Source organism: Collinsella sp. Sow4_E3 (assembly GCF_052116285.1).
In the GTDB taxonomy this organism is placed as follows: Bacteria; Actinomycetota; Coriobacteriia; order Coriobacteriales; family Coriobacteriaceae; genus Collinsella.
Window position 1 is genome coordinate 1 of sequence record NZ_JBQKLJ010000011.1, and the last position, 23,877, is coordinate 23,877.

23 protein-coding genes, 1 pseudogene and 1 riboswitch are annotated in these 23,877 nt (G+C 59.5%); of the genes and pseudogenes, 13 read left to right on the forward strand and 11 right to left on the reverse strand.

Annotated elements, in window-relative coordinates; translation table 11 throughout:
• Positions 1 to 108 precede the first annotated feature (108 nt).
• Entirely contained in the window at positions 109 to 486 is a 378-nt protein-coding gene (locus tag ACTQ48_RS07315) for a peptide deformylase (protein ID WP_441570485.1), read from the forward strand.
• Positions 487 to 712: 226 nt separating this feature from the next.
• Here the strand turns inward: ACTQ48_RS07315 and ACTQ48_RS07320 are convergent, their stop codons facing one another.
• Positions 713 to 2,194 carry an aminotransferase class I/II-fold pyridoxal phosphate-dependent enzyme gene (locus ACTQ48_RS07320; protein ID WP_441048559.1) on the reverse strand — a complete coding sequence of 494 codons (1,482 nt, stop codon included), beginning with the start codon at positions 2,192 to 2,194 and terminating at the stop codon, positions 713 to 715.
• A 202-nt stretch (positions 2,195 to 2,396) separates the two neighbouring features.
• A complete protein-coding gene (locus ACTQ48_RS07325; protein ID WP_370450624.1) occupies positions 2,397 to 3,254 on the reverse strand; it encodes a LysR family transcriptional regulator in 858 nt (285 codons plus the stop codon).
• 118 nt (positions 3,255 to 3,372) lie between these two features.
• On the opposite strand from ACTQ48_RS07325, the gene ACTQ48_RS07330 reads away from it, so the two are divergent.
• The 3 genes and pseudogenes from ACTQ48_RS07330 to ACTQ48_RS07340 all read left to right on the forward strand — a co-directional run bounded on the left by ACTQ48_RS07330 (position 3,373) and on the right by ACTQ48_RS07340 (position 4,895).
• A complete protein-coding gene (locus ACTQ48_RS07330) occupies positions 3,373 to 4,284 on the forward strand; it encodes a DMT family transporter (protein WP_427747886.1) in 912 nt (303 codons plus the stop codon).
• A 267-nt stretch (positions 4,285 to 4,551) separates the two neighbouring features.
• Positions 4,552 to 4,692, forward strand: a pseudogene (locus ACTQ48_RS07335) (KUP/HAK/KT family potassium transporter); the annotation flags it as partial.
• A gap of 41 nt (positions 4,693 to 4,733) precedes the next feature.
• Entirely contained in the window at positions 4,734 to 4,895 is a 162-nt protein-coding gene (locus ACTQ48_RS07340; RefSeq protein ID WP_441570514.1) for a hypothetical protein, read from the forward strand.
• A gap of 79 nt (positions 4,896 to 4,974) precedes the next feature.
• On the opposite strand, the gene bsh is transcribed toward ACTQ48_RS07340, so the two are convergent.
• The gene (bsh, locus tag ACTQ48_RS07345) at positions 4,975 to 5,940 is read right to left on the reverse strand and encodes a choloylglycine hydrolase (RefSeq protein ID WP_427719772.1); all 966 of its coding nucleotides are present in this window, start codon (positions 5,938 to 5,940) and stop codon (positions 4,975 to 4,977) included.
• 243 nt (positions 5,941 to 6,183) lie between these two features.
• Positions 6,184 to 6,603, reverse strand: coding sequence for a peptide deformylase (locus tag ACTQ48_RS07350; protein WP_154517060.1), 420 nt, complete (start codon positions 6,601 to 6,603; stop codon positions 6,184 to 6,186).
• A gap of 193 nt (positions 6,604 to 6,796) precedes the next feature.
• Between ACTQ48_RS07350 and ACTQ48_RS07355 the strand changes: the two genes are divergently transcribed.
• Both ACTQ48_RS07355 and ACTQ48_RS07360 read left to right on the forward strand, forming a co-directional pair.
• A complete protein-coding gene (locus ACTQ48_RS07355) occupies positions 6,797 to 8,107 on the forward strand; it encodes an NCS2 family permease (protein ID WP_427794244.1) in 1,311 nt (436 codons plus the stop codon).
• A gap of 136 nt (positions 8,108 to 8,243) precedes the next feature.
• Entirely contained in the window at positions 8,244 to 8,909 is a 666-nt protein-coding gene (locus ACTQ48_RS07360) for an alpha/beta hydrolase (RefSeq protein WP_441547096.1), read from the forward strand.
• Positions 8,910 to 8,967: 58 nt separating this feature from the next.
• Here the strand turns inward: ACTQ48_RS07360 and ACTQ48_RS07365 are convergent, their stop codons facing one another.
• The 4 genes from ACTQ48_RS07365 to ACTQ48_RS07380 all read right to left on the reverse strand — a co-directional run bounded on the left by ACTQ48_RS07365 (position 8,968) and on the right by ACTQ48_RS07380 (position 13,522).
• Positions 8,968 to 10,302, reverse strand: a complete 1,335-nt coding sequence (locus tag ACTQ48_RS07365; RefSeq protein WP_441562719.1) for a uracil-xanthine permease family protein — start codon at positions 10,300 to 10,302, stop codon at positions 8,968 to 8,970.
• 122 nt (positions 10,303 to 10,424) lie between these two features.
• Positions 10,425 to 11,558 (reverse strand): 5-methyltetrahydropteroyltriglutamate--homocysteine S-methyltransferase, encoded by a 1,134-nt coding sequence (locus ACTQ48_RS07370; protein WP_441547098.1) that lies wholly within the window; start codon positions 11,556 to 11,558, stop codon positions 10,425 to 10,427.
• A 148-nt stretch (positions 11,559 to 11,706) separates the two neighbouring features.
• Positions 11,707 to 12,603 carry a LysR family transcriptional regulator gene (locus ACTQ48_RS07375; RefSeq protein WP_427796141.1) on the reverse strand — a complete coding sequence of 299 codons (897 nt, stop codon included), beginning with the start codon at positions 12,601 to 12,603 and terminating at the stop codon, positions 11,707 to 11,709.
• Positions 12,604 to 12,613: 10 nt separating this feature from the next.
• Positions 12,614 to 13,522: an HAD-IIB family hydrolase gene (locus ACTQ48_RS07380; protein ID WP_441547099.1), complete on the reverse strand. Its 909-nt coding sequence runs from the start codon at positions 13,520 to 13,522 to the stop codon at positions 12,614 to 12,616.
• 160 nt (positions 13,523 to 13,682) lie between these two features.
• A riboswitch (TPP riboswitch) is annotated at positions 13,683 to 13,793 on the forward strand.
• Positions 13,794 to 13,844: 51 nt separating this feature from the next.
• On the opposite strand from ACTQ48_RS07380, the gene thiM reads away from it, so the two are divergent.
• From thiM to ACTQ48_RS07395, 3 genes are read left to right on the forward strand one after another with little or no spacing between them, the layout of a single operon-like run.
• Positions 13,845 to 14,684, forward strand: a complete 840-nt coding sequence (gene thiM, locus ACTQ48_RS07385; protein ID WP_370450622.1) for a hydroxyethylthiazole kinase — start codon at positions 13,845 to 13,847, stop codon at positions 14,682 to 14,684.
• A gap of 3 nt (positions 14,685 to 14,687) precedes the next feature.
• Positions 14,688 to 15,029 (forward strand): thiamine-binding protein, encoded by a 342-nt coding sequence (locus tag ACTQ48_RS07390; RefSeq protein ID WP_441570486.1) that lies wholly within the window; start codon positions 14,688 to 14,690, stop codon positions 15,027 to 15,029.
• Positions 15,026 to 15,721: a thiamine phosphate synthase gene (locus ACTQ48_RS07395; protein ID WP_441048513.1), complete on the forward strand. Its 696-nt coding sequence runs from the start codon at positions 15,026 to 15,028 to the stop codon at positions 15,719 to 15,721. The genes ACTQ48_RS07390 and ACTQ48_RS07395 overlap by 4 nt, the downstream gene beginning before the upstream one ends.
• Positions 15,722 to 15,895: 174 nt before the next feature.
• Here ACTQ48_RS07395 and ACTQ48_RS07400 read toward each other — a convergent pair whose 3' ends face one another.
• Positions 15,896 to 16,765, reverse strand: a complete 870-nt coding sequence (locus ACTQ48_RS07400; RefSeq protein ID WP_441570487.1) for a patatin-like phospholipase family protein — start codon at positions 16,763 to 16,765, stop codon at positions 15,896 to 15,898.
• Positions 16,766 to 17,023: 258 nt separating this feature from the next.
• On the opposite strand from ACTQ48_RS07400, the gene ACTQ48_RS07405 reads away from it, so the two are divergent.
• The 4 genes from ACTQ48_RS07405 to ACTQ48_RS07420 all read left to right on the forward strand — a co-directional run bounded on the left by ACTQ48_RS07405 (position 17,024) and on the right by ACTQ48_RS07420 (position 20,085).
• Positions 17,024 to 17,647 carry a flavodoxin family protein gene (locus ACTQ48_RS07405; RefSeq protein WP_427728306.1) on the forward strand — a complete coding sequence of 208 codons (624 nt, stop codon included), beginning with the start codon at positions 17,024 to 17,026 and terminating at the stop codon, positions 17,645 to 17,647.
• 185 nt (positions 17,648 to 17,832) lie between these two features.
• Positions 17,833 to 18,174, forward strand: coding sequence for an arsenate reductase family protein (locus ACTQ48_RS07410; protein ID WP_055252194.1), 342 nt, complete (start codon positions 17,833 to 17,835; stop codon positions 18,172 to 18,174).
• A gap of 86 nt (positions 18,175 to 18,260) precedes the next feature.
• Positions 18,261 to 19,391, forward strand: a complete 1,131-nt coding sequence (locus tag ACTQ48_RS07415; RefSeq protein ID WP_441570488.1) for a GTP-binding protein — start codon at positions 18,261 to 18,263, stop codon at positions 19,389 to 19,391.
• Positions 19,392 to 19,485: 94 nt separating this feature from the next.
• Positions 19,486 to 20,085, forward strand: a complete 600-nt coding sequence (locus ACTQ48_RS07420; protein ID WP_441570489.1) for a tRNA (cytidine(34)-2'-O)-methyltransferase — start codon at positions 19,486 to 19,488, stop codon at positions 20,083 to 20,085.
• A 112-nt stretch (positions 20,086 to 20,197) separates the two neighbouring features.
• Here the strand turns inward: ACTQ48_RS07420 and ACTQ48_RS07425 are convergent, their stop codons facing one another.
• Positions 20,198 to 22,711: an excinuclease ABC subunit UvrA gene (locus tag ACTQ48_RS07425; protein WP_441570490.1), complete on the reverse strand. Its 2,514-nt coding sequence runs from the start codon at positions 22,709 to 22,711 to the stop codon at positions 20,198 to 20,200.
• A gap of 93 nt (positions 22,712 to 22,804) precedes the next feature.
• Complete coding sequence (locus tag ACTQ48_RS07430; RefSeq protein WP_441016544.1) at positions 22,805 to 23,821, reverse strand: AAA family ATPase; 1,017 nt, start codon at positions 23,819 to 23,821, stop codon at positions 22,805 to 22,807.
• Positions 23,822 to 23,877 lie beyond the last annotated feature (56 nt).

Below are 23,877 nucleotides of genomic sequence, written 5' to 3' on the forward strand. Positions count from 1 at the left end.
TAAGGGCTACCGCACGGGCCGATACTCAAAGCCCATTGTGGCATCCCGAGCCCGCGAAAAGAAGCTGCGCCGCGGGGGAGGCGACCCAAATGGCTTTCTCATATCGTCTTGCGCCTGCCTTCCGAAGACGCAGGGCCCGACGATGCCGTGATCGGGCAGGACCTCCTGGATACGCTCCACGAGCATGAGCACGAGTGCGTGGGGCTCGCCGCCAACATGATCGGCGTGCGCAAACGCATCATCTGCGTAAAGGACGGCAACAGAACGCTCCTGATGTACAACCCTCAAATTCTTGAGCAGGTCAATGCCTATCAGACCAGCGAAGGATGCCTCTCGCTGATCGGCGAGCGTCCCTGCACCCGCTATCGTCGCATTAAGGTGGAGTATTTGGACGAGAACTTCGTCCACCGCATCAAAAACTTCTCGGGCTACACCGCCGAGATCATCCAGCACGAAATCGACCACTGCAACGGCGTCGTTATATAGTTCCGCGAGTCAAGGAAAATGATCTGTTTTCCTCCGTCCCCTTTGGATCATGGTAACGACGCAGGCTGAGCACACGACAGCGAGCGAGCCGCATTTGCGCCAAGGTGACGTGAAATGAGAGGGCGCTGACCTTCTGGTCGCGCCCTCGAAATTGAACGTCAGATTGGCGTGAATGCGGCTCGCGTAGCGTCAAGCGGTCCGCCGTTCGGTAGAACGGCGGAACCAATTAGGACTGGCGGTAGTGATCAAAGAAATCGGCGAGGTCTTCGAGCGACTCTTTGAGCACTTCCATGCGCGGCAGGTACACGATGCGGAAGTGATCGGGCTCAGCCCAGTTGAAGCCGCCGCCACGCGTGATGAGAATCTTCTTCTCGTGCAGCAGGTCGAGGGCAAACTGCTCGTCATCGGTGATGTTGAACTTTTTAACATCCATCTTGGGGAAGATATAAAACGCCGCACGCGGCTTGACCACCGAGATGCCGTCGATCTTGCTGAGCGCCTCATACACAAAGTTGCGCTGCTCGTAGACACGACCGCCGGGGCGGATGTAGTCGTTGACCGACTGATGGCCGCCAAGCGCCGTCTGGACGATCGACTGGGCCGGCACGTTGGAGCACAGGCGCATGTTGGAGAGCATGTTGATGCCCATGATGAAGTCGCTCATGCAGCGCTGGTTGCCCGAAAGCACCATCCAGCCAATGCGATAGCCCGCGATCATATGCGACTTGGACAGGCCGCTAAACGTAATGCAGGGCAGGTCGGGGGCGAGCGATGCAATGGAGACGTGCTCGTAGCCGTCCATGCACAGGCGGTCATAGATCTCGTCGGCAAAAATCATGAGCTGGTGCCTGCGCGCGATCTCAACGATGCCCTCGAGCACCTCGCGCGGATAGACAGAGCCCGTGGGGTTGTTGGGGTTGATGATGACGAGGGCCTTGGTCGCGCTCGTGATCTTGGACTCCATATCCTGCAGATCGGGATACCAATCGGCCTGCTCATCACACAGATAGTGCACGGGATGTCCACCGGCAAGAGTTGCGCACGCCGTCCACAGCGGATAATCGGGGCTGGGAATCAGAATCTCGTCGCCATTGTCGAGCAGCGCGTTCATCGAAAGCTGAATGAGCTCGGACACGCCGTTGCCCGTGTAGATATGTTCCATCTGAACATTGGGCAGGCCCTTGATCTGCGAATACTGCATGATCGCCTTGCGCGCAGAGAACAGACCGCGCGAGTTGGAATAGCCTTCGCAGTCGGGCAGCTGCTGGCGCATGTCCTTAATGACCTCATCGGGCGTGCGGAAACCAAAGGGCGCCGGATTACCGATGTTGAGCTTGAGGATGCACTCGCCTTCGTCCTCCATACGGGCTGCCTCGTCGACAACGGGGCCGCGCACGTCATACAGAACGTTCTCGAGTTTGGTGGATTTAGAAAAAGTACGCATGGTGGTGCTCCTTGCAATTTGAGCTGAGGGATAGGGTTCGGGCTTGGAAACGTTGTGGGTCGATGATGTCTCGCCTTGATCGGCGTCACCGGCGAGCAGCCAGGTAACATCGACCTCCAAAATGCGGGCAAGCAGCTCTGCCACATCGCGCCGCGGAATCGTCTTGCCGCTCACATATTGGCTCATCTGACTCTTGCCGAGTTTTTTGCCGAGCATCTCAGATGCGCGGATTACGTCCGACTGGCGAACGTCGCGATCGGACATAGCCTGTCGCAGACGATCGCTAAACGTCTCTTGGGTCACAGGAACCTCCTTGCTGGCAAAGTTCAATTTATAGAACACGAATTGAACCAAGGTTCAATTTAGCAAGCAGTATAGCGCCGTGCTATTTCTAAAAGTTCAATTTCAAAAATAACATGACCCAAACCTCAAGATTTACCCCAAGGCGATAACGACGTGCGCCCATTTAGAGGTATTCGAGAAAACGGGCGGCGGCAAGCGAAACATCGGCCGTTCGATATATGGCGTTGATCTGCCGATGGGGATGCCCTTCGAGCGGACGCACGGCAACATCGAACTGACAGCGGCGCATGATGAGCGCGGGAAGAATGCTCACACCCAGGCCGTCCTCGACCATAGCCATAATCGCATAGTCATCCCAGGTCGACAGTTTTGAGTGCACTGCCAGTCCCGCCCGACGAAACAGCGGCGTAATCTCGTCATCGGTGCCGCGTTCTAGCAGAATAAACTGCTCGTTGGCCAAGTCGGCAAGAGAGACGACCTCCGCCGTGGCAAACAACGAGCCTGACGGCACTACCGCCATTAACTCGTCGCGCACCAAAGGCAGCGATGTCATGCCGTTTTCTCGGGGCTCACGAGGGATAAAGCCCAGATCGCAGCGACCCTCTGCCACCCATTGTTCAATCTCTGAATAGTCGCCCATCAGCAACTCGTAATCGACGTCTGGATGATCAGCACGAAAACGCGCAATCACCGGCGGCAGCACGTGGGTCGCCACGCTCGAAAACGTACCGATGCAGATTTTGCCGCGCATGAGCCCGCGCATCTCATCCACCCGTCGCTGCAAGCGAACGAATTCCTCGCAGAGCGCCTCGACAGCCGGCATGACCTGCCGCCCGTCGGCAGAAAGAGCAACACCTTCACGACTGCGGTCGAGTACCTTAAAGCCCCAATCGGCCTCAAGATCGGCCACCATGCGGCTCACGCCCGATTGCGAGTAGCTCAGGCGCTCGGCAGCACGCGTAAAGCTTCCAGCGCGCACGGTCTCCAGCAGCACCTGCATCTTTTGAATATTCGTTTCCACGACATGCCTCCACCCTTGCATGAGTTTTTGTCATGTTTTCCATGCATTATATTCGCTTTTCTTCTAAAGCCAGTTCACCCATAGTGAGCATGCACAGATATAGAGGGGACGGCAGCGCATGAACAACGGATTGATTACGTATTTAGCAGCATTGTTGTTGTTTGGCTCCAACGGCATCATCGCTGCGGCCATCGCACTCCCGAGCTCCGATATCGTGCTGCTACGCACTTTTCTGGGAGCCCTTTCGCTTGTCGCCATCCTCGCCATTACCCAGCGCCATAAGCTGCAGGCGCCTTCTCGCCCCCGCGAAGCCGCAGCCCTCCTCCTCTCGGGAGCCGCGCTGGGCGCCAGCTGGATTTTTCTGTTCCGCGCTTATCAGACGATCGGCGTCGGCGTTTCTTCGCTGCTGTACTACTGCGGCCCCATCATCGTCATGGCCCTCTCGCCGTTTATCTTTGGCGAAAAACTAACCGGTGGCAAAATCGCCGGGTTTATCGCAGTCGCCTGCGGCGCTTTTCTCATTGCAGCGCAAGGTCTAGGCGGCAATATGCCCATTGCGGGCATCGTCTGCGGAATCGCCTCGGCCTTCTGTTATGCATTGATGGTCATCGCCAGCAAGGGCGCGCCGCACATCGAAGGCCTCGAGAACTCCGCGCTCCAGGTGAGCGCCGCCTTTGTGACCGCGCTGGTCCTTACGCTCGTCACCCAAGGCACCCCCTCATTCCTGTCCGCCAGTATCGCCGCAACCATCGATTGGCGCGCCGTCGCTATGCTCGGCGTCGTCAACACCGGCATCGGTTGTCTGCTCTACTTTAGCGCCGTCGCCAAACTGCCCGTGCAGACCGTCGCTGTCGTCGGCTACCTCGAGCCGCTTTCGGCCGTCGTGTTCTCGTCCGCCCTTTTGGGCGAAGTCATAACACCGGTCCGCCTGATGGGCGCCGTGCTTATCATCGGCGGCGCGATCTTTTGCGAACTCGCCGGTAAACGCTCAGGCGCCAAGACCGGTATCGCTCAGGCAGCACGCGTCTAAAAGTTCCCTCTTCAGTTTCAAGGCAGGAGCGCGTCCGCAGTTATTACATTGCAGCAAAGCCATACAGCGGATGCGCCCCTGTTTTGAAATGCTACCTGCGTACATAAATAATCCCCAGCTGGGGATTATTGTCTAAAATTACCCGATGTGCCAAACAGCTCTTGTATGTATAAAGACGGCATAAAAGTTATCTGTCCAAGACAGATAACCGGATGTCCAAGGGAGTCCACGTGGCGCACGCCAAACTGGAAGCAAACCTCCAAGACCAGCACGGTCAAGTACGTGGTAATCGCCATGAAGGCCGACAACCACAACGAGGGCGGCATCTTCGCCCTGTTTAGCCTGGTGCGCAAAGTGGCGCCGTGGCTGATCCTACCTGCCATGATCGGCGGCGCGGCGCTGCTCGCCCATAACTCCAGCTCGAAGTTCAGATCGAGAAAGCCGAGGAAATGGATGTCGGTATCTTCTCGAACGACCTTGTCAACAGCAACGAAGCCGGTAGGGACATGAACGTCGACCCCACCGAGCTGCTCGGGAGCGTCGCCGATACGCCCGAACAGCAACAGTTCGACGGCCTCGAGAGCGAACAACTCAGCGACGCCAACTTCTAACGACGTCGCGCGTCGACGACAGCGGCCCTGCGCCTCACAGGAGGCGCAGGGCCGCTTTGCATTGCAGTAAAACCGCCGGCTACGAACGACGCGGCTCGGGAACCACGAGCCTATCGGGGCTCGCGCCCTCGGCATCCATCAGGCTCACGTAGCGAATCGACGGATCCTCATACGTTGAGTAATAGTAATTGCCCGTGCGCGCGCTAAAGCATCCGGTGTAGATAGTCTTCTCGAACTTGCCGTCACCCATCTTGGACGCACCCTCGATCATCGCCACCCCCTCGAGCGAGCGGAACATGCGAATGACGTTCTCGGCCTCGCTGTCTTTTTGCGGGTAATTGGCATTGAGGTATGCCGCCTTTACAAAACGGCTCGGCGAATAGCAGTCACCCGGAATACCGCGCATGCCGGCACCCGCGCCATAGGGCTTGAGCTCGGCGCCACGCCATGTCGCCGTCTGAGGAAAATCGCTTGTGGCGGTGATATAGGTGCGCAGGTTTTCCATGTGCCACGGGAAGGTCGGCTGATTGGCAAGGGTGTCGACCGGATCGTCGTATACATGCAGACCGTCAGCCATCATCTCGACCACGATGCTGCGCCGGCTGTCGCCGATAATCCAATGGAGCAGCGACACACCCAGCCCCTCTCCGGCAGATTTGGCAACAATCACCGTGTCGCGCAGCGCAGCCTCGACCTCGTCGACCGTCGAGAACGTCGCTGCCACCCACAGGGGAAACTCATAGGCCGCGATATTGGTCTTTCCATCAACCGGGTCCTCGGCATACTCGGCATAACCGGGAAAGTTGAGCCCTGCCACAGCCAGACCCGCATCGTTACCACAGTCGAAAAACATAGGATAGTTCTTGTAATCGATGCACATGCCGATTACCGCGTGTGCCGCCGACGCATCGTCGATAAACGAATACGGGATATGGAACCCGCGGGGCATCACGCGAACCTGTTGGCCGTAGCTAAAGCTCCAGTCGAGGTTGCGACCCAGATACATGTTGCCGGAATTATCGGTAAATCGAATGCTCGTGCACATGGCGCCTCCTAGCCATTCGTCCTTGCTAAGCTCATTGTTACCAAACAAATAGGCGCTAAACACAAAAGCCCGGACATGACAATATCGTCACGCCCGGACCACACAAGCAAGATAAACTCAACCAAGTCAACCTCGCAGGTCGTCTAAGGGGTCAAAGTACCGCAGATTGCCACGAAAGAGGAGCGAAGCGTACTTAAGGTACGCGAGCGACGATTGAGCGGCAAGGTGCGGGCTTTGGTCCCCTTAGACCAACTTTCCAAGACAGTGATCGATCATATGCTGGATCATTTGTGCCTCAAAGCCCGTGTAGTCGCGGCGGCACTCCTTCATCTTGCCGTCGACGATCTGGTCAAAGGCAACCTTGCACTTGATATAGCGCGTGGACTTGGTGATTTCGTCGTGCGTCAGGCAGCTCTCCTCCATCTTGCTGGCGCCCAGGCCAAACACCAGACGGGGGTTGTAGAGCACGTGGGGCTCGCCGGCGTCGTCCAGATAGACGCAGACCTTCTTGGTGACGCCAATCTGGTTGGCGGCAAGGCAGCCGGCGTCCTCGAGCGACTTGATGGTGTCGATCAGGTCCTGTGCGACCGACTCGTCCTCGACAGTCGCAACCTCGCAACGCTGGGACAGGATGGCCTCGTCGCGGCAGAGCTCTTTAATCATACGTTCCTCCAAAGAGTTCAATGTAACTGCTTAAGTATACGGTACCTACACATTTTCATGCGAAAAATACCGTCCGCCTGTTACAAAGCGCCGAACTTCAACATGCGAGAAACATCGACCTTCCAAAGGCGATATAGTAGGTAAATTCGTGTCAATCGGCCTAAACTCGGGGCCGAACAAGGAAAGGGTATGCATGGACGAACTTTTTCACGTCAGTGAGCGCAAGTCCACAATCGGGACCGAACTTCGCGCTGGACTGACAACATTCCTGGCGATGGCCTACATCATCGCCGTCAACCCTGCGGTGCTCTCGGGGGCTGGCATCGATGCGGGAGCGCTCGCCTGCGCCACCTGCCTGGGCGCCGGCATCATGACCATCTGCATGGGCATCTTCGCCAACCGCCCGCTCGCCTGCGCGTCGGGCTTAGGCGTCAACGCGATGATCGCTGGAATCACCACCACCGTCTGCGGCGGTGACTGGCACGTGGCCATGAGCGTCATCTTCCTTGAGGGCGTCGTCATCTTGCTGCTCGTGCTTTGTGGCCTGCGCGAGGCCATCATGGATGCCATCCCGGTTGTCCTGCGTCACGCCATCTCGGTGGGCCTGGGCCTGTTCATCGCCATGATTGGCCTGTGCGATGCCGGCATTATCACCGCTGGCGCCGGTACACTCGTCGGTCTGGGCGACATCACCTCCCCCACCTTCATCGTCGGCATTATCTCCATCCTGGTGACAGTCGCCCTCGCCTGCCGCAACGTCCCCGGCTCGCTGCTCATCGGCATCATCGTCGCCGTTATCGCCGGTATCCCCCTAGGTGTGACCCATGCTCCGACCGGTATTATCGCCCCGCTCGACTTCTCGAGCATCGGTGGCCCCATCGCCGACGCCGGCGGCGTGCCCGCCATCGTCAAGGTCCTTACCGACCCCACGCTCCTCGTCATCTCGTTCTCGCTGCTCATGAGTGACTTCTTCGACACCATGGGCACCGCGATGGCCGTGGCCAAGCAGGGCGAGTTCCTCACCGACGACGGCAACGTCGAGAATATCAAGGAGATCCTGCTCGTCGACTCCGCCGCCGCTGCTGTGGGCGGTTTTATGGGCGTCTCCTCCATCACCACCTTCGTCGAGTCCACCTCTGGCGCTGCCGACGGTGGCCGCACGGGCCTCACCTCCGTCACCACCGGCGTGCTGTTCATTCTCGCCGCGTTCTTCTCCCCCATCGTCACCATCGTTTCCAGCGCCGCCACCTGCGGTGCTCTGGTCTACGTCGGCTACCTCATGATGAGCGAGGCCTCCGAGATCGACTGGTCCGACGTGTCGCAGGGTTTCCCAGCGTTCATGATTGTCGCCGGCGTGCCCTTCACCTACTCCATCTCTGCCGGCATCGGTCTGGGCTTTATCGCCTACGTGGTCGTCGCGCTCTTTAAGGGCGAGGCCTCCAAGATCAAGCCGCTCATGTGGATCGCAGCACTCGCCTTCCTCGTCTACTTCTTTGTAGCGTAAGGGCAAAGCTGCCAAAGCAAAACCTCAAGGCGCAGAGTCGTATCAAGCGGCTCTGCGCCTTTCTTTTAGCGACGGTCCCTACGCCGACGTGCGACAATCGTATTTGTAGATGTCGAAATGCAGAGAGAAGCCTGTCATGGAAGCGCGTCAAAAGCAGATAACCATTCATTCAAAGCATGTCGAAAGCGCGCCCGTCATTTACCTTCCCGCGGTCATGGGTGATGGCACCGAGGTCTATAGCCGTTGTCTTGAGCTTGATTGCCCGCCATTCACCCTGGTCGCCATTGGCGGGCTCGATTGGAATCGCGAGCTGAGCCCTTGGGAATGCGACGGAACCGTGCGCGATGCCGAGCCCTTTGGTGGACAGGCGTTCGAGTTTCTCGATGAACTGCTGAATCGGATAATCCCAGAGGTCGAGCCATCACTTCCCTGCCCGCCTACCTGGCGCGGCATTGCCGGTTACTCATTGGCGGGCCTCTTTTCGCTTTGGTCGCTCTGGCAGACCGATGCCTTTGACCGCGCCGCAAGCGCATCGGGGTCCCTATGGTTTCCCGGATTTCTCGATTACGCACACGGGCACACGATGCCAGCCGCGCCCAACGCCGTTTATCTATCACTCGGCAAAAAGGAGACCAAGACGCCCAACCGCATGATGCGGCACGTACTCGACGACACGCGCGCAATGGAAAAACTACTCGGCGACCGAGGCATCCCCGCGACCTTCGAGCTCAACCCCGGTAACCACTTTGCCCAAACCGGTGTGCGCATGGCCCGCGGCATACACTGGATACTGACGCATTAAAAATGGCGCCCACGCGTACGCACGGGCGCCATTTTTTTGATTTAGCTGAACACAACTACTACTCGACAGTCTCCTCGAGTTCGGAAACGGCGAACTCAAAGTCGTTGCCAGGCAGAATCGCGTTGAGCACGATGCCCACCAGCGAGCCCACGGCAAGGCCCGAAAGCGAAATCGTCACGCCGAACAGCTTCAGCACGATGCCACCGGCGGCGCTGTAGGCAATGCCGAGTGAAAGCACGAGCACCAGAGCGACCACCAGCACGTTGCGGTTGTTCTGGAAATCGACCTGGTTCTCGATGAGGTTACGGACGCCCACGGCGCTGATCATGCCATAGAGCACGAGCGACACGCCGCCGATAACGCATGCCGGCATGGCGGCGATCACGGCAGCGAACTTGGGGCAGAACGAAAGCACGATGGCGCAGCACGCGGCAATGCGAATCACGCGCGGGTCAAACACGCGCGTCAGGGCGAGCACGCCGGTGTTCTCGCCATACGTGGTGTTGGCCGGAGCGCCAAAGAGCGAAGCCAGAATCGTGGCGAGACCATCACCGAGCAGCGTGCGATGCAGGCCGGGATCGGCGATGTAGTTGCGCTCGCAGGTGGAGCCAATAGCGGATATATCGCCGATATGCTCAATCATGGTTGCAAAGGCCAGCGGCATGATGGTGATGATGGCCGTCGTGGCAAGGCCGCTATCGAACTGCGGCCCAAAGAGTGCAAACACCGTGTTGTCCCACACGACGGGCAAGCCAAGCCAGGGAGCGGCTGCGACGCCGGAGAAATCGACCTCGCCCAGCGCAGCCGCAACGGCATAGCTCACCACGACGCCCAGTAAAATCGGCACGATCTTGACCATGCCGCGACCCCAAATATTGCAGATGACGATTACGGCGACGGCAACCACGGCAACGAGCCAGTTAGTCTGGCAGTTGGCAATAGCGGAACTCGCCAGGATCAGACCGATCGAAATGACAATGGGGCCAGTCACCACCGGCGGGAAGAAGCGCATGACGCGCTTGGCGCCAAACGTGCGGAAGAGCGCCGCAAGCACCGGGTAGAGCAAACCGGCGCAGGCAACGCCCAGGCAAGCGTAGGGCAATAGCTCGGCCTCGCCGTTGGGCGCGATTGCGGCATAACCGGCAATAAAGGCAAACGATGAGCCCAAAAATGCGGGGACCTTACCGCGTGACAGGAAGTGGAATAGCAGCGTGCCCAAGCCGGCAAACAAAAGCGTTGCCGATACCGAAAGGCCGGTGAGCACGGGCACCAGCACCGTGGCACCAAACATGGCAAACAGGTGCTGCAGACCGAGCAGAAACATACGCGGGCGGCCGAGCGACGAAGCGTCGTAGATGGCATCGGTGACGGCGGGCGTCGAGGACTGGGACATGGATGTCCTTTCGAATGGAAGGGCGCTCGGGCATAGCGGATAACCTGCCCAAACGATACGGTCCGAACCATTGTACGCGATACGCCATGTCTCGCACGCGCCGTCACTTGCAAACGGTACCGCTATTTCCAAACACGCTCGGCAATACGCTTGACCAGCGCGATCTTTGCCCACTGCTCGCCTTCGGTCAGCTTGTTGCCAATCTCGCAGCTGGCAAAGCCACACTGCGGAGACAGATACAGATTCTCAAGCGGCACGTACTTTGCCGCCTCATGAATACGCTCGACGGTCGCGTCCTCGTCCTCGAGCTCGGCTGCCTTGGTGGTCACCAGGCCCAACACGACCTTCTTACCGGGCGCAATGTACTTGAGCGGCTCAAAACCACCGGCGCGCGGAGTGTCGAACTCCAGATAGAACGCGTCAACGTCCTCATGCGCAAACAGATACGGGGCGATGGGATCATAGCCGCCCTCAAAGGCATAAGTAGAGTGGTAGTTGCCACGGCATACATGCGTATTGATCACCAAGTCGTCAGGCTTGCCCGCGATGGCAGCATTGTTGAGCGCCACGCCCAGCTCGCTCACCTTTTGCAGGTCAACCGGGCTCATGCCGGTCTTGGACACAAAGTCAGTATCGCAATAGATGCCCCAGGTGCAGTCATCAAATTGGATGTTGCGGCAACCCGCGGCATACAGATCGGCAATCACGGTGCGGTATGCTGCGGTGATGGCATCGGCGAGCTCTTCGTCGGTCTTGTAGACGGCGCGCAGGCTCTCCTGCTGGCCATCGCAGCGGTCGAGCGTGACTTCGGAGAACGTCTGGATCGGCGCCGGAATGGTTTGCCGCGCAACCTGGCCCTCGCCCTCAAGCGCCTTGACAAACTTGAAGTGCTCGACGAACGGATGGTTCTCGCCGCTAATAGGCCCGGTCACCACGGCGGTGTCGGCGGTAGTCTCCTCATCGTGGAACATATAGCCCGTACGCGAGGTGCGGCGCTCGATACCGTTGAGACCCCACATAAAATCGAGGTGCCAGTAGCTGCGGCGAAACTCGCCGTCGGTGATGACCTGCAGGCCGGCGGCCTTTTGCTTTGCCACCAAATCGCGAATGGCCTCGTCCTCGACTGCCTTAAGTCCCTCGGCATCAAGCGCGCCTGCCGCATAGGCGGCGCGGGCGTCCTTTACGGCCTGCGGACGAAGAAAACTGCCGACGATATCGGCGCGAAACGGCGCTTTGAGCTGGGTGGAATTGCTCATAGGAATCTCCTTTTGCATGGACTGCTTTGGCGAGAAAGAGTATGAGCGCACTCCTGGTTATCGTAAAATATGCGTTTATATATGTTTGCCATATAGTTTTCCTATAGCAATTTCGACAGCCCAAGACAGCAACATCAAACGCTACCGGTTAGATATGCCTCCGGATGGCCTCGACATAAGCCTGTCCATAGCGCGTGAGCGTCGTATTCTTGCGCGTGATAATGCCGATCTCCATGTATTCATCCACATCGAGCGGAATCGAGATAATACCGGGGCCATTAAGCTCGTGGCTAATCACGCCCGAACACACCGTGTAGCCGTTGAGACCCATGGCTAGGTTGAACAAGGTCGCACGGTCGCGCACGCGGATATTCTTGCGGCGCTCAAACGTCGAGGTCAGTTCCTCGGAATAGTAAAACGAGTTGTAGCTGCCCTGTTCATAGGATAGGAACGGATAGTCTTCCAAGTCCTCGAGCGTCACGCTGGCGTGGTCCGCCAGTGGATGGTCGGCGCATACAAAGACGTGCGGCGTGGCGCAGAAGAGCCCTTCGAATACGAGCTCGTTGGCCGCCAGCATGCGCTCGATAACCTCGCGGTTATGTTCGGATAAGTACAGAATGCCCAGTTCACTCTTCATGTGCGCGACATCTTCGATGATCTCGTGAGTCTGTTCCTCGCGCAGGGTAAAGTCGTAGCGTGCGGCATCGAACTCACGGATCACGTCGACAAACGCATTAACGGCAAAGGAATAATGCTGACAGCTCACACTAAAGTGTGGCACTTGCTCGGATGCGCCCTTGTACTTGCCCTCGAGCAGGTCGGCCTGATCGAGTACCTGGCGCGCGTAGCCCAAGAATGTCTCGCCTTCCTCGGACACAATGACGCCCTTGTTGGTGCGCTCAAAAATGTGCACACCCATCTCGTTTTCGAGATCGCGAATCGACGCGGTAATCGAAGGCTGCGACACAAAGAGCCGGCGCGAGGCCTCGGTAATGCTGCCGCATTCGGCAACCTTAACAACATACCTGAGCTGCTGAAGCTTCATGACTTTCTCCCTAGACGTTCGTGACGCCATGACCCGTCGCGTCCATCTGGCGCATAAACGACGGCATCGCCCCCGTCGCGGCGCAGGCGGCAATCTGGTGCAGAGCCCCGGCAACCGCATCGTCTGCCGCAGCGCCGATATGCCAACGCGCGGCAGCCGTGACGGCCTCATTGGCATTGGCGACTGCAACGGAGTTGGGAACGGCATTAATCATGGGCAGATCGTTATCGGAATCGCCGAACACCGCCACCTCGTCGGGCGTTAGGCCCAAAGCACGCGCCAGCTCCAGCGTGGCACAGCCCTTGTCCCAACCAGCCGGCAAGATATCGAAAAGGCGCACTCGGTTGTTGGGAAACACAAGCGAGAGTTCCGGCACCTCGGCGGCAACGCGCTCGCGCAGCTCCGCGAGCCCCTCACGCGAACGGGCACTCCAGATATTCGCCTTGAACACCGGCGCGTCACCGACAACGGGACGGCACGGGGCCTCTTCGCCTTTGAGCCACGCGTTGCCGCCCGACTCCATAGCGCGACGCACGCGCTCGGGGTCGCTCGTCACACAATAGGCGTCATTGTCCCAAAAGTCATCACCCAGGCTGTAGACCTTCAGATAGGTATCATCGGTCTCTTGCTCCAAGTAGTCAGCCAAGCGAATAAGGGCGGCGTTATCGGTCGCATGCGAGGCTACCACCTCGCCGTCGACAAACATGACCTGGCCGTTGCAGAACGCACCGGTCGAGAAGCACTCGGAACGATTACGAAACATCCAGCCCATCGCGGAAGGCTGACGGCCCGAAACCGGGCCAAAGTGCAGGCCCGCCGCCTGCATGGCATGAATGCCCTCGATGGCGTAGTCGCTGGCGCCGTCATGCCCGGCTGGAATCAACGTATCGTCCATATCGGTCAGCACAAGTTTAATCATAAGGCCCCCAGTCATTTTCACCGTATCCATTGTAGCGACCTGCCAATAAGGGACAGGTTTATTTTGGCAGGTTTTATCTGGGAAAATGCAACGCCCCAGTTGCCACCTGCCAAAATAAACCTGTCCCTTTTTGGCAGGTGCGCTAGTATAGGGAACAACAGATTCGATGCGGGAGTGCCGGCGGTACAAACCACAAGGCTGAGAGGGCATGGGGCCCAATCCTTTGAACCTGTCAGTTAATGCTGGCGTAGGGAGCATGCCGCCTTTACAGGGGCGCTGTCTATGCACAGCGCCCCTTTTCTATGCCAAGGAGGCATGTGCAGTGATTGATTCGAAACAGCTTAAACAAAATGTGGTCAAGGCCGTGGAGGAGATTCGCGCCACCAACCCGATGGCCGGCTCCATCACCAACACGGTGACGATCGACTTTGTTGCCAACGCGCAGCTCGCCGTAGGCGGTTCGGCCGCCATGGTCTATCTGCCCGACGAGGGCGAGGCGCTCGTTGCCGGCGGCGGCGCCATCTATCTCAACATGGGCACGCTCTTCCCCATCTACGAGCAGACGATTCCCCGTGCGGCCAAAGCGGCACACGACGCCGGCAAACCCTGGGTGCTCGATCCGGTGGGCCTGGGCATCGGTAGCCTGCGCACCCAGCTGGTAAACGAGCTCAAGCAGTACAAGCCCGCCATCGTGCGCGGCAACGCCTCCGAGATCATCGCGCTCGCCGGCCTGTGGGGTCTTGAAGGCGAGGCGGCTGACCTGAGCCGCGTGCGCGGTGTCGATACCACCGATACGGTCGACGCCGCCCGCGGCGCTGCCGTGGCGCTCGCCCGCTACACCGGCGGCGCCGTAGTGGTCTCGGGCGAAGTCGACCTGATTACCGACGGCACGACCGTGGCCAAGTCCCACGGCGGCAGCCCGCTCATGTCCAAGATTACCGGCTGTGGCTGCTCGCAGGGCGGCGTCCTGGCCGTGTACGCTTGCGCCGCCGATCCGTTTACGGCAGCCATCTGCGGTACCGCTGTCTACAACGTTGCCGGCACGCGTGCCGCCGCTGTCGCTGATGCCCCGGCAAGCTTTAAGGTCGCCTTTATCGACGAACTCTACCGCGCGACCGCTCAGGATATTGCGAATAACCACCTCGAGCTCGAGGAGGCATAAGCCATGTCCGAACCCGCAACCGCTGCCGACATGAACACGCTCATCGCCGTAGCCATCGCCCCGTGCGGCACAGGCGACGAGCTGTCCGCCGAGGTCGCCGAGGTCGTGCGCGTCATTCGCGAGAGCGGCCTTCCCAACCGCACCACCTCGATGTTCACCGAGATCGAGGGCGACTGGGACGAGGTCATGCAGGTCGTACGCGACGCAACCTTTGTGTTGGCAAGCAAGGGCATCCGCACCGAAGTCGTGCTCAAAGCCGATATTCGACCCGGTTTTACCGACACCATGACCGGCAAACTCGAGCGCATGGAAGCGCAGATCAAAAAGCAGGAGGAAGCACGATGAGCATCCGCGACAACCTTGATATCTCGGCCTATCTGGTACTCGGCCCCGAAAACACGCTGGGACGTCCCGTGGGCGATGTGGTAGCGCAGGCGCTCGATGCCGGCTTTACCTGCATCCAGGTGCGCTCCAAGGTGGCAAGTGCCCGCGAGATCATCGCGCTGACGGGCGACGCCGCGCAGGCTATCGCTCGCGCCGGCAAGACCGGCAAGGTCGCCCTGCTTATCGACGACCGTCTGGACTGCGTACTCGCCGCACGCGAACAGGGTATCGCCGTCGACGGCGTGCATGTGGGCCAGAGCGATATTCCCGTCGAGGTCTGCCGCAAGCTTCTGGGCCCCGATGCCATCGTGGGCCTTTCGGCCCGTTGCGAGGAAATGCTCGAGTACGTCAAGACCGCCGACATGAGCCTAGTCGACTACCTGGGCATCGGCCCGCTCCACGAGACCGAGACCAAGCGCGACTGTGGACGCGCGGCAGATGGCTCCATCATCACCAAGAGCTTTGAGGACCTGGCCGCGCTCCATGAGGCAAGCCCCGTTCCCATCGTGGTCGGCGGCGGCGTCAAAAAAGCCGATCTGCCGCAGCTCAAGGCCACCGGCGTCGAGGGCTTCTTTGTGGTGAGCGCCGTCTGCAGCGCTGACGACCCCCACGCCGCAGCCAAGGAGCTTGTCGACACCTGGCAGCAGGCGTAAGTCTAGGCCGAGCAACTGATTCGCAGCCTCATATCTTCAATAGCGCAAAGCGCATCCCAGTTTGGACCTCCATTCTGGGATGCGTTTTCCGCATGCGACTCCATTGGGAAACTGCATCCCATTCCAGACGCAAATTCTGGGACGCACTTTCCGCCGAGGGCTCTGCAGTTTGCCCTACTCTGCCAGATATGCTTCCAACGCCGACAAGGTCGCGGCCGCATCACGACGACCGACCTGGTAGATGCGCTCGAGCTCCTCCGGCTCGCGACACAGCGATGGCACCTTCACCGATTCGCTCGGACGCACCACGAAAACCTCGCCGCTGGCCTCGCGACGCGCCAGGTCGTCGAGTGCAGCGTTATATACCTCGTGCCGGCGTTCAAGCGCCTCGACAAACTTCGGATAGTGGCGGAACACACGTCGCAGCATGGGCATCAAACTGTTCGGCTGCTTTACAAAGCCCGCCGGCTGCGTCAGCACCACGATGTTACGGTCATACCCCTGCGCAAACAGCCATGCGCTGGGAATAGAATCGGCCACGCCGCCATCCAGATATCGATGTCCGTCAATCCGAACGGGTTTGGTCGCCACGGGAATCGCCGACGATGCCCGAATCCACTCGATATCGCGCTCATCGCCATACGGCAGGTCGTGATAGACGGCCTCACCCGTCTCGATATCGGTGCACACACACGTAAACCGCATAGGACAGGCACGATACGCCTCTAAGTCGACAGGATCGCGCTCAAGCGGCACCTCGTGATAGGCAAAATCGGCATTGAACATATCGCCGGTTCGCAGCCAGCTGGTCACGCTCGCATAGCGCTTGTCGGCACAATAGGCTTTGTTGTAGCGAATGGCGCGGCCGATCTGGCGCGATTTAAAGTTGTAGCCAAACGCCGCGCCCGCCGAGACACCCACCATATGATCGCAGGTCAAACCGTGCTCCATCCAAACGTCGAGCACGCCCGCCGTATACATACCGCGGTAGCCGCCTCCCTCGAGCGCAAGCCCCACTGTGTGTGATGTCTCCGGCTGTGCCATGCAACCATCTCCGTTCCCATGCTTTTGAACTCAACAAGTATATCTGTCAACGTATGCCGTCAAAAACGTGTTTATAAGCATTTATCGAACGTTTCCCAATGCATTCCCCATGCCGTACCGCAATGCCCCTAGATGGCCTTAGGCATGAACGCCCTTAAGAACGTTGCGGGATAAACATCGCCCGCACCATGCCAACGTCATCGCACGCAACGTGAGATAATTCTCAGCAGAAGTCACCGACAGCAGAGGGAGTTTGTGATGAAGGTTCTTTTGGTCAATGGCAGTCCCAAGGCAAACGGCAATACCGCCCGCGCACTCGCCGAGGTCGCCGAGCAGCTCAATGCCGAAGGCATTGATACCGAGGTGTTTCAGCTGGGCGCCAAGCCCATTCGTGATTGTATCGGTTGCGGCCAGTGTGGCAAGCTTGGGGGTCGCTGCACCTTTGACGACGACGTGGTGAACGAGCTCATCGCTGCCGCTGAGCAGGCAGACGGCTTTGTCTTTGGCTCACCCGTCTACTATGCGCACCCCAGCGGACGCATCCTTTCGGCCCTCGACCGCGCCTTCTATGCGGGCGGGCACGCCTTTGCGCACAAACCCGGCGCCGCGGTCGCTGTCGCCCGTCGCGGTGGCACGTCGACCACCTTCGATGTGCTCAACAAGTACTTCACCATCAACCAGATGCCCGTGGTCGCCTCCACGTACTGGAACAACGTCTTTGGTCGCGTGCCCGGCGACGCCGATGGGGATGCCGAGGGCCTTGCCACCATGCGCAACATCGGCAAGAACATGGCCTGGCTCCTGCAATGTATCGAAGCAGGACAGGCCGCCGGCATCAGCGCGCCCGAAGCCGATCGCGAGCGCACCAACTTCATTCGATAAGTCCAGCGGTGGTCACCTCGATGTTCTATCAATGTCAGCGAAAAGCCAGCTGATGAGGCAAGGTGCCTTGAAAGAGGAGGGCGCTGGGCTGTTGCCCGCGCCCGACGATTGAAAGGCAGATTGCCCATCAGATGGCTTTGCAGCGTCGAGGTGACCGCCGTTCGTTAGAACGGCGGAACAGATACATGAACGTGCAAATCTTCGGCACCAAAAAGTCCTTCGATACCAAGAAGGCCCAGCGCTATTTTAAGGAGCGCCGCATTAAGGTGCAGTTTATTGACCTTAAGGAAAAGGAGATGAGCAAAGGCGAGCTCACGAGCGTGATGCAGGCGGTCGGCGGCATCGACAAGCTGCTCAACCCCAAAGCCAAGGACGAGGAGACACTCGCACTTATCCAGCACCTCACTCCCAGCCAGCGCTTTGATAAGCTGCTCGAGAATCAGCAGGTACTGGCCGAGCCCATCGTGCGCAACGGCAAAAAGGCCACCGTCGGTTATTGCCCCGATGTATGGGGAGCCTGGGAGTAGCCTGTGTTATTTACCGGCGCGTGGGTATAAGAGCAGGCGTTTGGCATATGATTTTACTGTAAGCCATGTCTAACAAAGGAGGGCACATGCCCAACAAACCCGTGAAGATCATCATGCTTACCGGATACCTCGGTGCCGGCAAGACCACGCTGCTCAACCATATCCTCGCCAACGACGGCGGCATCCGCGCCGCCGTGATCGTCAACGATATCGGCGAGATCAACGTCGACGCCAGCCTTATCGCCGACGGTGGCCTTTCCGAGACCGACGACCTCATCCCGCTCACCAACGGCTGCATCTGCTGCACGCTTTCGGACGACCTGGCCAACCAGCTGCAGGGCATTGCCGATTCGGGCAATTTCGACTACATCATCATCGAGGCCTCCGGTATTTGCGAGCCTATCCCCATCGCCTACACCATCTCGAGCTTCTGCGACGAGGCCAAAGTAGGCGGCGAACCCAAGCTCGCGCTCGACAACATCGTTGCCGTGGTCGACTGCGCCCGCATGTACGACGAGTTCAACGGCGGTCGCGACCTGCTGGCCGAGGATATCGACGAGGACGACATCGAGAGCCTGCTCATCCAGCAGATCGAGTTTTGCTCCACGCTGATCCTCAACAAGACCGATACCGTGAGCCCTGAGCAGATCGCCGAGCTCAAGGCCATCGTGCGCAGTCTGCAGAAGGACGCCGTGATTGTCGAGGCTCAAAACGGCGAGGTCCCCATGGAGGAGCTGCTCGATACCGATCGCTTCGACTTTATGCGCGCCTACAACTCCGCCGCCTGGATCGAGGCCATGGAGCATCCCGAGGAGCACGACGATCCCGAGGTGCTCGAGTACGACATCGAGACCTTTGTGTACTCGCGCCGTAAGCCGTTTGACCTGCAGAAGTTCACCGATTTTGTTGAGCAGGAATGGCCCGACGAGGTCATTCGCGTCAAGGGTCCGCTGTGGCAGACCGGCGATCCGGACATGTGCTACATGTTCGAGCAGGCCGGCCGCCAGATGCGCCTGATGGAGAACGGCTTGTTCGTTGACTCGGCGCCCGAGGGCGAGAAGCAGAGGATCATCGACGAGAACCCCGAGATCATGCAGATTTGGGACGACGAGACGGGCGACCGCATGACGAGCCTGTGCATCATCGGCCGTCACATGGACAAGGATGCGCTCATCGCCGCCCTTGATGCCTGCCTGACCGACTGGCACCGCGCTTAGGTTATCCAAGTGGGCTTTTTTCTGCCTTCGTAACCGCCAAACCACCACGAAGGTACCCTTCGCGGTGGTTTTTCGTTCTATGCCAAGGAGATTCATGTTCAATATCGTGCTGTATGCTCCCGAGATTCCGGCCAATACGGGTAATATCGGCCGTACCTGCGTGGTTACCGGCGCCCGCCTGCATCTGGTGGAGCCACTGGGCTTTTCGCTCGACGACAAAACGGTGCGTCGCGCCGGCCTGGGCTACTGGCAAAACTTGGACGTGACGACCTATGCCAGCTGGGAGGATTTCCTTGCGCGCAATGACCTTTCCCCCGCCGACGACCGCTTGCATCTGCTGACCAAAAAGGCACGCCGAACCTATGCGCAAAGCACTTACCGTGACGGCGACTATTTGGTCCTTGGCAGCGAGAGCTCGGGCATTCCCGAGGAGCTGCTCGCCGCGGCGCCCGAGCGCTGCGAGCGCATCCCCATGCTGCGCGATTGCGATTCGCTTGGCAACGCCGAGGCATGGGAAGCCCACGAGGAATCACTCGGACATACCGAGGACGGCCATGAGGCCATCCTTCGGCAGGATATCTGCGGCAACTTCGTCAATCCGGACGACTACCGCATCAGCGCACTCAACCTCTCCAACAGCGCCGCCATCGTCCTCTACGAAGCCCTGCGCCAGACAGGCTTTGCCGGCATGTAGCAAACCTGCCATTTGGAGACGGGGTAGAAATGGTAGATTTTCAAACCCTCTAACCCTTGAGAAATTGGTTTTGGCATCAAAGCGACAAAGGGCTGCCCCTTTGTCGCTTTGCCTATAGGTAGCGGCCGGTAATGCTCTTGGAGCAAGCAGCGATATCCGCCGGCGTACCGGCGCAGACGACTTGCCCGCCCGCATCGCCACCGCCCGGCCCCATGTCGATCACATAATCGGCATTGCGGATAAGGTCGAGATCGTGCTCGATCACGATAACCGTGGCGCCCTTGGCGACGAGGCCGTCAAACACGTTCAGCAGCACCTGAACGTCGAGCGGATGCAGGCCGATCGTGGGCTCGTCGAATACGAATACGGCATCGTCCTGCACGCGGCCCATCTCGCTCGCAAGCTTTAAACGCTGCGCCTCGCCGCCCGAAAGCGCCGGTGTGGGCTCACCGAGTGTAAGATAGCCCAAGCCCAGGTCGTGCAAGGTCAGCAAGCGCGCCTGAACCTTCTTGAGCCCCACCGTGGCGTCGAGAGCCTCGTCCACGCTCATGTCCATGAGCTGCGGCAACGTAAGCTTGCTCCCGTCCTTGCCCTCGCGATGGATATGCGAAGCCGTGTCTGCATAACGCGAGCCTCGACATGCTGGGCAGATGATCTCGACGTCGGGCAAAAATTGCACGTCGAGCGATATCGAGCCCGTGCCATCGCATGTAGGGCAGCGCAAGGCGCCGGTGTTGTAGCTAAAGGCACCCGCCTTGTAGCCGGCTGCCTTGGCCTCGGGCGTACGGGCGAAAGCGCGACGCAGCTCATCATGGATGTCGGCATAGGTCGCTACCGTCGAGCGCACGTTGGCGCCGATAGGTGTAGCGTCAATCAGGTTTGCGCGTGCGATACCCTCGGCGTCGACCCAGCGCACATGGCTTGGCAGGCGCTCGCCAGCTGCCTGGGCCTTAAGCGCCGGGATGAGTGTCTCGAGCACCAACGTCGTCTTACCCGAACCCGAAACGCCCGTCACCGCAACGAGACGGCCGCGCGGTATATCGACTTCGAGCGGTTTGACGGTATGGATGGCATCGGTTGCCATGCGGATGTGGCCCTGGTCGAACATTTCCTCGTCAGTCACCTGCGGACGCATACGCTTGGGGTCTGCGCGCAAAAACGGGGCGATGCGGCTGCCCTGCGATTGTTCGACCTCGTCCACCGTGCCAGCGGCAATCACATTACCGCCGCCTGCTCCGGCAACGGGGCCCATCTCGACCAGATAGTCGGCTTCCACCAGCACACGTGTATCGTGGTCGACAACAACCACGGTGTTGCCGTCATCCACCAGATCGCGCATCACGCCTACCAGACCATCAACATTGGCAGGATGCAAGCCAATCGAAGGCTCGTCCAGCACATAGAGCACGCCCGTCGATCGGTTGCGCACCACGCGGGCGAGCTGCACGCGCTGACGCTCGCCCGTGGAGAGCGTGGCACCGGCGCGATCGAGCGAAAGGTAGTCGAGACCCAGATCGACCAGGCGACGGGCCGCGCTCAAAAACGAATCGCAGATATCCGCCGCCATGGGCCGCATCTCGGCCGGCAAGGATGCGGGCACCCCGCGCACCCACTCAATCGCCTCGCCCAGCGTCATGGCCGCGGCCTGCGCCAGATTGATACCGCGCACCTGGGGCTGACGGGCGGTCTCGGAGAGGCGCGTGCCGCCACAGTCACGACATGGCCCCTCGCGCAAAAAGCGCGCCACGCGTTTTAAGCCCTTGTCGTCCTTAACCTTGGCGAGCGCATTCTCGACGGTATAGACGGCGTTGTAATAGGTGAAGTCGAGCGGCGTAGCGCCCTCGCCGTTTTTGGGAACGTAGAGAATGTGCTTCTTAACCGCCGGGCCGTGGAACACAATGTCACGCTCTTGAGGCGTGAGCTGGTTAAACGGCACGTCGGTACGCACACCCATCTCGCCTGCCACCTGCTTCATCAGATCCCACATGAGCGTGCCCCAAGGAAGCACCGCGCCTTCGTTGATGGTCTTGGACTCGTCGGGCACCAGGCTCGCCTCGTCCACCTCGCGCATGACACCGGTGCCGCCGCAGGTGGGACACGCGCCGCCGCTGTTAAAGGCAAGGTCCTCGGCACCCGGCGCGTAGAACTCACGGCCGCACTCGGGGCACGTGAGCGACAGGCCCGCGGCCACGTTAAGGCTCGGCTCCACGCGCGTCCCGCAGTGCGGACACACGTGATGGGCGCAACGGCTAAAGAGCAGACGAAGGCTATTGTTGAGCTCGGTCATGGTACCAAAGGTCGAGCGCACACCCGGCACGCTGGGGCGCTGATGCAATGCGAGCGCCGCCGGTACGTGCAGCACCTCGTCCACTTGGGCATGTTCGGCCTGCGTCAGACGGCGGCGGGTATAGGTGCTAAGCGCCTCCAGGTAGCGACGCGAGCCCTCGGCGTAAAGAACGCCCAGTGCCAGCGAACTCTTGCCCGAACCCGATACGCCAGCAATACCCACGAGCTTTCCCAGCGGAATATCGATATCGATGTCCTTGAGGTTGTGCACACGCGCGCCACGTACCTCTATAGCCTGCGGGCTCATCTTCTGTTCCGTCACCTTTATCACCCTACTCATGCCATAAAACGCGGTCGCGGATGCACTCGCCCAGCATGGGCACGGTAAACCGGACGAGACCGTATCCGGCAGCCTCGATGACGCGCTCGCGAATCAGGCTTGCGCGATATTTGCTCGCTCAGCTTTGGGTGGGTCGCAGCGCTCAATGATGGCCGCCATGCGCGTCGGCTTGCCCCCATCAGCCGCCATGACCTCGGTAAAGAGGCGCTGCGGACTGCGCAACCCGTAATACAAGGGAGCGTCCACTGCTTCATAGAACTCGGAGATGGCATCCGCGTAGCCAGCCTCGACATCGCACACTTCAATGACCCGCGAGTCACGCCGGACAGCAGACCTCCACATGTAATATCCCACCAGCTGAACCATATAGGGATGCCCCATGCTCTTGTGCGCCGCAAGGTCCGCCGTCTCCGCATCAACGAAAAGACCAGTGCCTTTGACCGTCTGGATATATGAATCGCGCACTTTGGGCAAAGAAATCGCACCCAGCGTACGCTGCTGGGCGCGGCGCAAAAACGTTACGATCGGCTCTTCGAGCAAGTCATCAACCATGCTGGGCAAGCCGGCAAAAACCAGCGCAAGACCGTGCTGGTCTCTATCGGGCAAGCCCGTAGCATCCTGGTCTCCGAGCACCTGCTGATAGAGAACGGCCAGCGCCGCCAGCTCCTCGATAGATGCCGATTGGGCCTCGTCAATCGCAAACAGTAAGCCCTTTCCCGGCCCGAGTTTCTCGAGGCGTTCGTTGACTAACCCGCGCAACGTCTCGCCTTTTGCCCGCGCCGCCTCGACCGACATCCGGCCAAGTGACGGCCCGAACTCCATTGACGTCGCAACCGACATATTCGAGCGAAGCGCATCGGCCAGGCGGTCGCATAGGCCAAGCGAGGCGGAATCAGAGACAACCGCCCATCCGCGCTCGCTAGCTAAACGCTGCAGCTCCCGCAAGAGAACCGTTTTGCCATAGCCGCGGTTTCCCGTAATGAGCATGAGCCTGCCCGGAGCTCCGGCGCCGTTATCGAGCCCTTCCTCGAAATCCTCGATGACCGACTCGCGGCCGATGAGTATCGGAGGCCGCTTACCAGCCGTGGGCTTAAAGGGATTTGGATTCATGTCGGCCTCCTCGGATTGGCAAACCCTGGTAACAGTTATACCAACTTATACCGAGT